The organism is Streptomyces sp. NPDC005648, assembly GCF_040605395.1.
GTDB lineage: Bacteria > Actinomycetota > Actinomycetes > Streptomycetales > Streptomycetaceae > Streptomyces.
In genome coordinates, this window is record NZ_JBEXCS010000024.1 from 1 (window position 1) to 12,412 (window position 12,412).

The 12,412-nt window shown below is 69.9% G+C and carries 5 protein-coding genes; 2 read left to right on the plus strand and 3 right to left on the minus strand.

Annotated features, from left to right (window positions below):
- Nucleotides 1-123: 123 nt before the first annotated feature.
- Nucleotides 124-1,347: a hypothetical protein gene (locus tag ABZT17_RS16440; protein WP_356349094.1), complete on the minus strand. Its 1,224-nt coding sequence runs from the start codon at nucleotides 1,345-1,347 to the stop codon at nucleotides 124-126.
- Between the two features lie 511 nt (nucleotides 1,348-1,858).
- Here ABZT17_RS16440 and ABZT17_RS16445 point away from each other — a divergent pair.
- Nucleotides 1,859-4,735, plus strand: a complete 2,877-nt coding sequence (locus ABZT17_RS16445; protein WP_356349096.1) for an AAA family ATPase — start codon at nucleotides 1,859-1,861, stop codon at nucleotides 4,733-4,735.
- 359 nt (nucleotides 4,736-5,094) lie between these two features.
- Here the strand turns inward: ABZT17_RS16445 and ABZT17_RS16450 are convergent, their stop codons facing one another.
- Nucleotides 5,095-6,216: a Rieske 2Fe-2S domain-containing protein gene (locus ABZT17_RS16450; RefSeq protein WP_356349099.1), complete on the minus strand. Its 1,122-nt coding sequence runs from the start codon at nucleotides 6,214-6,216 to the stop codon at nucleotides 5,095-5,097.
- Between the two features lie 269 nt (nucleotides 6,217-6,485).
- On the opposite strand from ABZT17_RS16450, the gene ABZT17_RS16455 reads away from it, so the two are divergent.
- Nucleotides 6,486-9,389 carry a M36 family metallopeptidase gene (locus tag ABZT17_RS16455; protein WP_356349102.1) on the plus strand — a complete coding sequence of 968 codons (2,904 nt, stop codon included), beginning with the start codon at nucleotides 6,486-6,488 and terminating at the stop codon, nucleotides 9,387-9,389.
- 198 nt (nucleotides 9,390-9,587) lie between these two features.
- Here the strand turns inward: ABZT17_RS16455 and ABZT17_RS16460 are convergent, their stop codons facing one another.
- Nucleotides 9,588-12,374 carry a PKD domain-containing protein gene (locus ABZT17_RS16460; RefSeq protein ID WP_356349104.1) on the minus strand — a complete coding sequence of 929 codons (2,787 nt, stop codon included), beginning with the start codon at nucleotides 12,372-12,374 and terminating at the stop codon, nucleotides 9,588-9,590.
- Nucleotides 12,375-12,412: the final 38 nt, after the last annotated feature.

Here is a 12,412-nt window from a genome sequence, read left to right on the forward strand (position 1 = left end):
GGGTGTTGTTTTTTATAGTGTGTTGCAGTAGCTTGCGGCCGGGGTGGCGTTGTGGGGGCCTGGCGGGCCGCCGTACACCTTCAGCTCTGCGGCAGTCTGCCGAGCGGGGCTGTTCCTTGTGGCCTAGTGGTCGTACCCGTGGACGAGGTCGGCACCCTTGGCCTGGAGGATCGGGCCGATCTTCGAGCCGATCATCGTCCAGCAGCCACAGCCGCGGGGGTTCCAGAAGCGGGCTGAGTGAATGCCGGCGATGTGGGCAGTTCCATCCTGGGTGTAGATGGGGCCGCCGGAGTCACCCGGTTGGGTGACCGCGCCCGGGCGCCATCCCGTCGCGGTCGCGGTCCCTCCCTGATCGAACGTGAACCCATTGCCTCCGTCGATCCAGGTCCCGGTGTTCCAGTTGTAGGAGTAGTTCGAGTTGGTGACGGGGTGGCCGCAGTGGTTCAGGGACACGGAACCGCTCACACACACCTGCAGCCCCGGGTACACGGGCTGCGCACTCTGGACGTCCTTTGCGGACTGGCTGTAAGTGGAGCCGCCAGTCCAGATTCTGCCTCGGTAGTTGGAACCCCGGAGTTCTGCCGCGTCGAGACTGGGGATAACCCCGCGCATCTTGCCGACGAAGGCGCCCCAGCCGTTATCGGTGTGGCGGTTCACAAAATTGTCGCCGTCTCTTCCGCAGTGCCCCGCCGTCAGCATGGACCGTTGCTGCGTCCAGACGTTCTGGATGGCGACGCCCGCCGTGCAGCCCCCACCAGTGCTGCTGTTGGTGATCGCCATACCGCCGCTGTAGGGGTTGGTGTCGTCGAACCGGTATGCCGTTTGCTCGAAGCGAGTCTGCTCCACCTCGATCTTGTCCGGGTAGGCATCGAGCAGCGACTGCGTGACGGAGTCCGGAGCATCCGTATTGACCTGCACTTCGTCCTGCTTGGCGTCATAGGAGACGCCCACGGCGTAGTTGGCCGCGTCAGCGTTCCACTGTTTCGCCAGGACCGTATTCACGAGCTTGTCCAGGTCGTCCTGGGTGAACTGGCTGATGTAGCCCCGGACGTTGTTCATACCGGCCGGGAACTCCGAGTCGAGCTGGCTCTCGTCGGCGGGGGGTGTGTCCGCGGGCAGCGCGACCATCGTCAGGGAGCCGTCGTCGGCTGTGTAGACCCCGAGGGGGTGGTACTTCTGGACGACGTCGTTGAGGTCCTGGTACTGCTGCTGGCTCACCTGTGAGTCGGACGACGTATCGGTGTCGTCCGCGTAGGAGGGGACAGGTGATGCCAGGGTCACCACGGCGGTCGCGGCGACCGTGGCCAGTGCCGCGGCGAGGCGCCTTCTTCTCGTTGTGGTCCTCATCGTTCCTCTTTCTCGCGGAGGGAGCCGGCGGCCGGATCGGCAGGGTCGGCTCACGAAGGAGATGAATGGTGCGAACGGTGTGCGGGGCACCGCTTTCGGCCCATGGGGGCCCGGTAACCGGAGGTGACCGTGCCCGCCCTGCGGGGTCAGGCCCGATTCAGGGGAGTGGAGACGCTCCCACGGGGGTGTGGGGGTTCTCCGTGCTCGTGAGGGTCTGAGCGGCACCGGATCGGAGGTTCCGCTTCGATGGGCTCGGCCCCTCGTGCTGTGTGCCATGCGGCAACAACGCTGTTGTCGTGGCTTCCACCTGTGTGTTGGCAATGACGATGCCGGTGCAGGTCAGGCCGAAACAATGGAGGACGCATTGAGTGGGTAGGGGGACGCATTTAGTGGGTAGTGCGACACATTTAGTAGGTAGTGCCGCCCTTAGGATGGGGATCGCCGGTGACGTCGGCCCGAGCGGCCCCTGTGCGTGACCGGGGCAGGGTGTCCCGTAGAGGACGGTGATGGTATGGCGGCCCAGCAGGGCTCTTCGAGGCTTGGCCGGGGCTTCGCGTTCGTCGGTCGCCGCCACGAACTCGACCAGGTGCTCACCGCCATCCGGCAGCCACCGGCCGTGGTGATGGTCGAGGGCGACGCCGGGATGGGCAAGTCCCGGCTGGTACGCGAAGCCACCACGATCCTGAAGTCGCAAGGGTGGCGGGTGATGACAGGCTTCTGCCACCCGCTGCGCGAGCCCCTGCCGTACGGGCCGGTGATCGACGCGCTCGGCAAGATCGGTCCGTGGCTGCCGGACGCCGCCCTGCCGCCGAGCACCGGCGCGCTGGCCCCGCTGCTCCCGGACCTGGCCGACCGCCTGCCGCCGGCGCCGGCCGAGCCTCAGGGCCCGGGCGCCGCGCGCCACCAGGTAGTCCAGGCCGTGCGCTCCGTGCTTGGCGCGGTCGGGCGGGTGGTTCTGGTCGTCGAGGACCTGCACTGGGTCGACGACGCCACCCGCGACCTGCTCCTGCTGCTCGCCCGCGACCTGCCCGACCAGTTCGCGCTGGTGGTCACCTACCGGGCCGAGGACCTGTCGCCCGGGGCCGCGGCCCTGGGCGCCGCCTACCGGCCGCCGCCCGGCGCCAGCGGCACGGTGATCCGGCTGTCGCCGCTGACCCAGACCGACGTGGCCGAACTGGCCGGTGCCGCGCTGGGCAGCCATGCCACGCCTGAGCTGTGCGCGGTGCTTCACCGCCGCAGCGAGGGCCTGCCGCTGGTGGCCGAGGAAGACCTGATCACGCTACGGGACCAGGGCTGCCGCGACAGCACGGAGCTGGAGCGGGCCGAGGTGCCGGGCGGCCTGCGGGAAGCGGTCGGTGAGCGGCTGACCGCTCTGTCGCCGGCCGGTGCGGCGGTCGTGGACGCGGCGGCGGTGCTGGCCGTGCCGTCCACCGAGACGCTGCTCGCCGGGGTCGCCGGTCTGGAAGGCGACGAGGCCGCAGACGGGCTCGTCGACGCGTTGCGGGCGGCCGTGCTGCGCGAGACCGCAAGCGGCCTCTACGGCTTCCGTCACGTGCTGGCCCAGCAGGTCGCCTACCGGCACATCCCCGGGCCGCGCCGCACGCGCCTGCACCAGCGGGCGATCGACCACCTCCAGACCCACGACCCGCTCCCGCTGGTGCAGATCGCCCACCACACACTTGCCACCGGCGACCATCAGGGCTGGCTTCACCGCATCGAGCAGGCCGCCGACCAGGCCGTCGCCCTGGACGATACCGGCACCGCGGCCTTCCTCCTGCACCAGATCCTTGACCAGCCCCGAGTGGACACCGAACGGAGGTCCCGAGCCGCGCTCACACTCGCCCGGATCGTCAACTACAGCGTCGACTATGCCGTAACCGTCCGCGAACTGCGGACCGTGCTGGCCGATCCGAAACTGCCGGACGCCACCCGAGGCCAGATCCGCCTGGGGCTCGCAGTGGCCATGCTCAACGTCGGCGCCGACCCGGCCGGTTTCCGCGAGCTCGAACATGCCGCCGACGAGCTGATCACGTTGCCGCACAAGGCAGCGACGGCGATGACCGCGCTGGCCCTCAACGACCAGGTGGGCGCCGCCGCGCACGCGTGGGACTGGCTCCACCGCGGCGAGCAGGCCGCTATGGACAGCGCCGACGAGGACAGCCGAACGACGGTTGCAACGGTTCGGCTCATCCTGATGGCCCGGGACGGCGATCCGGCCGTATGGCCCATGCTGGACCGGCTGCCACGCCGAGGCGAGAACAGCGCCGCGCTGATCGACGCCTATTTCGCCCTGGGTAACATCAGTGAGACGGCCCTTCAGCTCGGCCACGACCGGCGGGCCCACGCCCTGGTGAACGAGATCAAGAGCCTGGCCGACGGCGTGGACCAGCCGCCGTTCGAATGTCCCCTTCGCGCCATGGCGCTGCGGATGCAGTGGCTGGCCGGCCAATGGGCCGGCCTGGACGACATGTATGCGGTCCTGCGCCGTGCCTACCCCGACGTCCGGCAGGTCGAGATCGACCACTTGATGTGCCAGGGGCACCTCGCCCTCACGCAGGGCCGACACTCCCAGGCCCTCGACCGCTTCACCGCCGCCGCGGCCCGCGGAAACGACACGTGCGAGGCGCCCCAAAGCAGGGAGATCGCTGCCGCCCTCACCATGGTCAAGCTCGCCCAGGGCGTCGCACGGACCGCCTGGACCATCGCCGAACCCGCGATATCGACATTCCAGGGACCCGGTTCCTGGACGCGAACGGGAGGCCTGCTCCCGGTCGCAGTCGAGGCCGCGCTGGGCAGCGGGCACCCCCAGGCAGCCGAGCAACTCGTGGCCGACGCCGAGCACGGCACACGTGACCGCGACGCGCCGGCCGCCTCGGCCGAACTGGCGCTGGCCCGAGGTGTGTTGCTCCGCGCCACCGATCCGGCGCGGGCCGCCGAGCACTTCGCCGAGGCGCAGCACAGATGGCAGGACATCGGCCGTCCCTACGAGGTCGCCAAGGCCGCCGAACGCCGAGGTGAAGCCCTGACCTGCTCGTGTCCCGGAGACGCCGCGGCGCACCTGGCAGACGCCGCGCGCGGCTTCACCGAGCTCGGCGCGACCGGCGACGCCGCACGCTGCCAACGCCGCCTGCGCAAACTCGGTGCCCAGACGTCGCAGCGACCAGGGCGCCGCGGATACGGAACCCAGCTGTCACCCCGTGAACTGGAAATCGCCAAGCTGCTCGCCGACGGCGCCACCAACCAGGACATCGCCCAGACCCTGTTCCTCTCCCCCCGCACCGTCGAGAAGCACGTGGCCCGTGTCCTGACGAAACTGGGCACCGGGCGGAAGGACATCCAAGGCAGCCTGCCGAAGTCCGACAGGCCCAGATCCGACGAACCTGCCTGAGAAACGCGCCGAACACCACCGACAAGACTGCGGAGACGCCGAGCACGGCCGCTGGACCGCGAGGTCGCCGCGGACGTAGGCAGAGCCGATCGCATGTCCACCCTCGCCGGGCGTACCGTCGAGCGGCCCGGCCGTGGAGCGATCGTCCACCGAACGAGCCTGATGGCACGGAAGATCGAGTACTGCGCAGTGATGCGCACGGCGCGTGGACGGGCCAGGGTGGTCCCGGGCATGAGTACGGAACGTGGACTTCTCGACCTGCTGGAAGACGCAGTGCGGCCCTGCCGACGGTGCGCGCCATCGGCGGGCCCGGGCGCCACTGGTCGGGGCCACTGGTCGGGCTCGACGACCCGGCATCCTCAAGGAGCGCCGGTCGGCGCCGGTCCTGCGGGACGACGAGGACGGCGGGACGCCGCCGGACCGTTCGACGGTGGGTCCGGACGGAGGGGTGACGGTGGTGCGGAGTGCGGAGCGAGGGCCGGGGCCGGATCCGGCGCGGGATAGAACTGGGCGTACCAGCGGCGGAGCCTCTTGATCCCCTGTTCGTGCGGAAGCAGCACCGGCCGCGCCTGATGGATCTTGTGATCCCAGATCCGCACCTCTTCCCGCACCTCACCAAGCGCCTCAGCCCGGAAGACGAGCTTGAGCGCGGGGGTGAGGAAACGCAGGCCGCCGCGGCCCGGATGCCGCAGGTAGTACAGCATGCGCAGTTCGCTGGTGGTCTCGTCGACGGGCGTGGAGAGCGCGACGGCGGTCACGGACAGCGCGGGTCCGTGCGTCCGGACCACCATGACCCCCGGCCCGTACATGAACGCGTCGAACGTGTTGTCGATGTCCCAGCCGAGCACGCGCCGCCGGATCCGTCCGCGTGCCTCGGCGTACGGCCCGTCGGCCCGCCACTCCTGTACGGGCGGCTCGCTCTGCCCGTGGATGAAGTGGAAGTGGGACTCGTCGACGATGTTCTCCCGCATCTCCTGTACGTGGATCCGGGCCCGGCAGGTGTCGTCGACGGGCGCGGCAAAGTCGCGGGACGTCGCCTCCGGGACCTCCGGCACCTCCCAGGAGGGCTGTGCCTCGGGGCCGACGTACACGAAGACGAGCCCGCTGTGCTCGCGCACCGGGAGCCCGCCGAGTGTCACTCCGGGTGTCCGCGCCGCGAACGGCGCCTCGGCACACCGCCCGTCCGTTGCGAACCGCCAGCCGTGAAAAGGGCACTCGACCGTGCCGTCCACGACCTTTCCGCCGACGCCGAGATGGGCGCCGTAGTGCGGACAGTGCGCGTCCCTCACGGCGGCCCGTCCGTCCGTCCCGCGGAACGCGATCAGCGCGCGGCCGAAGTAGTGCAGGCTGACGACCTTCCCCGGCCGTAACTCACGGCTACGCAGCAGGCCGTACCAGCCGAACGGCACGAAGGGCATCGGATACGCATCGGCCCGGGCATCCCGAAGCACCTCGAAGTTGTCATGTCTACGACGTGCCATGAGGACAGGGTAGTGGGGCACCGCCGGAAGTGCACCGGTGCGCTCATGCCCGGCCTCCTGCCCGTCGACATCGACTGCCCGGCGGGAGCCTCGGCGAATCTGTGCGTCTTCTGTAAATCTTCAAGGTCCGCGCTTCCTTGACGGGATCACACCGTGCAAGGGTCTGGATCGCTCAACTCGGCTGTTCTGTAAGGCCGTTGAAATCCTCACCCCCCACGAGGCGAAAAGTGGCGAAAGCCTCCGCGCACAGAACGCGCGCGATCATATCCGTGACGACGGCCGGCCTCGCGCTGACCGTCGCCCTTCTTCCCGGCGCCGCGGACGCGGCCCCGGACGACCCGTCGAACTCGACCGGTACCGGCACCCCGGGGGCCCAGACACCGCCCCCGACCCCGCCCTCGCAACAGACGCTGATACGCCGCGACGCGACGCTGACCAAGGCCGAACAGCGGCCCGGTGTACGGGAGTTGCGCAAGCAGCTCGGTACCCAGGGCGTGCTGGAGCTGGACCCGGCCACCGGCACCGCCCGCCAGGTGGCCAAGCTGGACGGATACCTGACGCCGCCCAGCGGTGACAGCCCCGAGGACATCGTCCGGGACTACCTGCGCGCCCGTCCCGACGTCTTCGGCCTGACCGACGCGCAGGTCCGTGACCTGACGCTGCGCAAGCAGTACACCGACGTGGCGGGTATACGCCACTTGTCCCTCCTCCAGTCGGTCGACGGTGTGCCGGTGTTCGGCAACGGCGTCAAGGCGAACGTCTCCCGGGACGGGCGGCTGATCAACGTGCTCGGCTCCCCGGTGCGGGCGCTGCCGTCGGCTCTCGCGCCGGCCCGGGTCACCGGAACACAGGCCAGGCACACCGCCGTCCGTGACATCGCGGGTGCCGACGCCGACGGCAACCCGCCCACCGACACCGCCAAGCAGGTCGTCTACCCGGTGCCCGGCGGCACCGCTCGCCGCGCCTGGCAGACGGTGACCTCGCCGGACGGCCACGGCATGTGGCTGCACGTCGTCGACGCCGTCACCGGCCGTGTCCTGTACCGGCAGGACCTGTCCTCCGATCTGAGCGCCGCCGACGCGCCCGCCGTAGCGCGGGACACCGGGCAGCCGCCGCTCTCCTCGCAGGGCACGCTCCTGAGCTCCGGCAACGTGCTGGCCTGGGACTACTCCCACGGTGCCGACAGGGGCGGAAAGCAGCTCACGCGGAACCTGACCGCTCGGGGCTGGCTTCCCAGGGGAGCCAAGACCCTCGACGGGCCCATCGCGCACGTCTACAGCGACGTCAACGACAACAACAAGGCGGACGACGGGGAGGAGATCACCCCGGCGGCGGGCGGGACGTTCTCCTTCCCGTTCAAGCCCTTCACCGGTGACAACTGCGGTCCTGCGGCCTGCGCCTGGGACCAGAAGAAGCCGAACTCCTGGCAGACCAACCGCGAGCAGAACGCCGCACAGGTCCTCTACTTCCTCGGGAAGTACCACGACCACCTCCAGGCGGCCCCGATCGGCTTCACCCGGAAGGCCGGCAACTTCGACGGGCGGGACGGCGACGCCGTACAGGCGCAGACCGACGACGGCGCGGCCATGAACAACGGGCTGCCCGACGACGACCACATCAACAACGCCAACATGGGCACCCCGCCGGACGGTCAGGCGCCCACGATGCAGATGTACCTGACCGGCGGTTACTCGGACGACCCGGACTACAAGGTGCCGTCGGGGAACTACGGCGACGTCGCCCCCGTCGTCTACCACGAGTACACACACGGCCTGTCCAACCGGCTCGTCGTCGATGCCGACGGGGTCTCGACCCTCGTAGGACCGCAGGGCGGGGCCATGGGCGAGGCATGGAGCGACTGGTACGCCGTCGACTTCCTGACCGACCAAGGGTTCATGAAGGACAACCCGCACATCGACGGCGAGATATCGGTGGACCCGCCGCACTGGCAGGGTGACCTGCAGTTGCGCACCCAGCCGATGGACTGCCCGGTGGGGTCGAAGTCGGCCAAGTGCCCGGGCACGAAGGGCGCGGGCCCGGGCGGGTACACCTACGGCGACTACGGGAAGATCTGGTACGGCGGTCCCGAACCGCACGCCGACGGCGAGATCTGGGGCGAGACCCTCTGGGACCTGCGCACCCAACTCGGCAGCAGGCTCACCGAGTCGCTGGTGACCCGGGCGCTGGAGCTCTCGCCCGCGAACCCGAGCTTCCTCGACCAGCGCAACGCCATCCTCCAGGCCGACACCGTGGTCAACGGCGGTCGGGCCGACAAGACCATCTGGAAGGTCTTCGCGCACCGGGGAATGGGGTACTTCGCCGCGGCTCTGACCGCTGACGACGTCAAGCCCGACGAGGACTTCTCCCTGCCGCCCGGCCCGAACACCCCGCGGGTCACGCTCACCGGCAAGGTGGCCGACGACACGAGCGGCGCCCCCCTGAGCGGGGTCACGGTCAGCGTCAGCGGCCACAGCTCCGGCTTCCCCGGCGCCGACTTCTCCGCCGTGACCAAGGCGGACGGGACCTACGCGATCCCCGACGTCCCCGAGGGCACGTACCGGAAGGTGTACGCCAGCGGCCACGGCTACGAGCCGCTGGCCCGCACAGTCGACGTCAAGTCCGGTTCCGCCGAGGCGGGCTGGTCGCTGCGCCGCAACTGGGCGGCCTCCTCCGGTGGCGCCAAGGTCACCGACTTCACCGGTACCGACAACACCAACTTCGGCTGTGGTCCCGGCGGTCTGATCGACATGTCGGCCGCCGTGTGGGGCTCGGACGCCACGGGCGGGACCAACGGCACCGGGGTGGACCCGGTCCACAACACGGTCGAACTGCCGGGGGCCGTGGACATCGCCGAATTCCTCGTCGACCCGACGGCGGGCTGCGGCGACGACACCACCGCGTCCCTCGGCGACTACCGAATCGAGACCTCCACCGACGGCACCAGCTGGACCACGGCCGCCGAGGGCCACTTCAAGCCCGCCGACACCGGCCGGCAGAACGTCGTGCCCCTCACGTCCGGCACCGGGGAGAACGTCCGGTACGTCCGTCTGACCATGCTCGGCAACCAGGCCGCCGACAACGGCGTGGACTGCGCGAAGGACCCCAGCCCCGCAGGCTGCAAGTACATGGACGCGACCGAACTCGTCGTCCACGGCGCATCGCACCAGGACTGACGAGCCGGATTCAGAAGCCGCGGGCGGCCTTCCATCGACGGGAGGCCGCCCGCGGCGACTTCCGCTGTACCACTCGGCAGCCACGCTCTGCGTACCGACAACCGCCGGCGCTCCAGCTTCTCGGCGTCCTCGGGGACCGTTGCCGTCATGCCCCAATGCTGCCTTGGTATTCGCTTCTCCAGCGCGCGGCTTCAGTGGTCAGCCGATGTAGCCCTCGAGGTCGGCGATGACGTTGACGGCTCCCTGAGCGTTGTTGATGCGGATGCGGCCGTCGGCGCCGACCGGGACCACGGCCAGGACCGGGCGGGTCTCTCCGGCGGCCAGGTTGTCGTTGGAGACGTTCGGCAGGCTGCCGTCGCCGTAGGCCGTCAGGTGCGTGGCGGTGGTCGGTGCGACACCGGTGAGGTTGACCAGCACCGCGGTGGCGTTCGCCGGGACGCCGTCGACACCAGTGACTTTCACAGTGAGGGTGCCGCCGGTGCCCAGCGGTTCGGCCGCGGCTCCTGTGCCGTCGCGGGTGTCGAGGAAGCGCGTGGGACTGGTTGGCACGAACGCACTCCCGCCCGAGGTGTAGAGGCCCTGGAGGTCGGCGATCAGGTTCACGTGCCCGCCGGTGTTGTAGATCTCGATCTTGCCGCTGCAGACGGGCGTGACCACCAGGTTGGACACTGTCTGCCCGGCGCGGTAGTTCAGGTTCGACGTGCTTGGGCGGCTTCCGCAGTAGACGGTGACCACGCCGCTGCCGGTGCCTCCCGTCGCGGTGATGTTGAGGACGGCACCCACCGCGGAAGAACTCCCGGGGCGCAGGGTGACGGTCGTGGTGCTGCCCGGTGCGACCTTGCCCTTGGGGATGCCGGTGCCGTTGCGGGTGTCCAGGTCCCGCACGGGTGTAGTGAGGGGGTACAGACCGCTCAGGTGCGCGCCGGTCCTGCGCACGCTGGTGAAGTAGCCCGCCACGTCGGCGATGAGGTCGACGTGGCCGTGGGCGTTGTAGAGGTCGATGTAGCCGTCGCCGCCGACCCGGACAGTGACCAGGTTCGGCTTCACTCGCCCGGCGGTGAAGTTCAGGTTGGAGGCGGTCGGGCGACTGGTGCCGTCCGGGTACACCGTGACGTAGCTGCTCGCGGTGGCATCGGCGTCGGTGACGTTCATGGTCACCGCGGTCACCCCGGAGGTCGGGATGCCGCCCACGCCGAGAACCTTCAGGCGTACCACGCCGCCGGGACCGACCGGTCGCTGGGGCGCGCCCGTGCCGTGGCGGGTGTCCAGGATGCGCTTCGGGGTCGTCACCACGTAGGAGGGTCCGACCGTCACCTCGGTGGTGGCCGTGGCGGTGCGGCCGTCGGAGTCGGTGATGTGCTGCGTGACGGTGTACGTGCCGGCGGCGGCATAGGTGTGAGCCGTGGAGCCGCCGGCGCCGGTGACTGTGACAGCCGCGGAGCCGTCGCCGAAAGTGATCCGGTCGCTGGTCATCCGGTAGTAGCCGGTCGCGTTGAACGCGCAGCTCGCGGTACGGGGTTCGGACGGATCCTGGCCGCAGGACAGGCCCGCGTCGGGCCCGGGGGGCTGGGTGACCGTGAACGACACGAACCCGCTGGTGCCCAGCTGGGTGCCGTCGGCTCCGTCCACCGTCACCGCGGTCTGGAGATAGCCGTTCCCGGAGTCCTGCGTGTAGGTGTGCGTCGCGGAGCCGGTGGTCGACGTGGCGCTGGTGCCGTCGCCGAAGTCGAAGGCGTAACTCACGCCGTCCAACGAGTCCGACCACGGGTTGCTCACCTTGGTGGTGAAGGTGGTCGGCACCCCGACGTAGGCGGTGTAGCTCGGTGACATGGCGATCCCGCTCACCGCGAACGGGTCCTGGAACTCCATGGCGCCGCGGTCGTAGGAGCTGTCACCCGCGCCGGTGTCCGCGACCAGGGGGTCGTCGACCCTGGGCTTGCCGTAGTAGTCCGTGGAGAGTTCTCCGGGTGCGTCGGCGTCGGCCGAGTCGATGAGCGGTGAGTGCTCCGTCAGCCATCCGGTCACGGGGATGGTCAGATCTGTCTGGTCCAGGTCGTGGGCGCCCTGTCCGGTTCCTGACTGGAATGCCTGGGTGGTGGCGTAGGCGGTACCGGCCCAGTCGTAGTCGGTACCGGTCGACAGCGGGTTGAGCGCGTTGTAGTCCTCGGTGACGTGGCCGGCGGAGGCGGCGTCCACCGTGATCTCGGCAGGGGTGCCGGTGTCGGTGCAGTGGGTGGTCCCGCCGGGCATCGCGACAGTGTTCTCCACCGAGCCCGAGGTGCCGCCGGTCAGACTGATCGCGTTCCCGCAGAGCGTCGAGATGGTGTCACCGGCGAGGTGGATGCCCGTGGTGCCCGCGGCCGTGATGCCGCCGCCCGCATCCCCGCTGAAGCGGTCGTCGGCGAGCGTGATGTCCTGCGCTCCGGGCATGCTGGCGAAGCCGAGGCCGGTCGTCGTGAGGACCAGGTCACGGGTGAGGGCGATGCCGGAGGAGGAACCGTCGACCGCGATCACCGCAGTGGAAGCCGTGATGGCGCCGGTCCTCAAGGTGGCGACGCGATAGGTGATGTGCTGCGAATCCGCGATGGCGAGGGCGGCGGTCCCGCTCGCCGAGGCGCTGATCCCGGCCATGTCGACGTACTGGGCGCCGGAGAAGGTGATCGCCGTCGTCTGCCGGCCCGCCACGGTGGTGCCCGTTCCGTTGCCGGGTGCGGCGATGAAGGTTATTGGGGCGTCCGCGGTGCCCGTGGAGGCGATGGTCACCGGGGCGTAGGCGGTCTTGTTGTCCGCGATGTGCACGGTGTCGCCCGGAGTCGCAATCTGCGCGGCCGGCTGGATCTGGCAGAAGGGCTCCGCCTTCGAGCCGGGGCCGGTGTCGCTGCAGTTGGCGGCGAGGTTGTCGACGTACAGGGCCGTGCCGGTGTTCGCGTGAGCTGTGCCGGTACCGAGGCCGCCGAGCAGGACCGCCAAAACGGCGGATGCCACGAGTGGTTGTCCGCGGCGCATCGGGTGCGCGCTCCCCC

What these genes read in the sequence shown, in the direction of transcription:
- ABZT17_RS16445 (WP_356349096.1), top strand. Translation starts at nt 1,859, where the DNA reads ATGGCGGCCCAGCAGGGCTCTTCGAGGCTTGGCCGGGGCTTCGCGTTC.
- ABZT17_RS16450 (WP_356349099.1), bottom strand. Translation starts at nt 6,216, where the DNA reads ATGGCACGTCGTAGACATGACAACTTCGAGGTGCTTCGGGATGCCCGG.
- ABZT17_RS16440 (WP_356349094.1), bottom strand. Translation starts at nt 1,347, where the DNA reads ATGAGGACCACAACGAGAAGAAGGCGCCTCGCCGCGGCACTGGCCACG.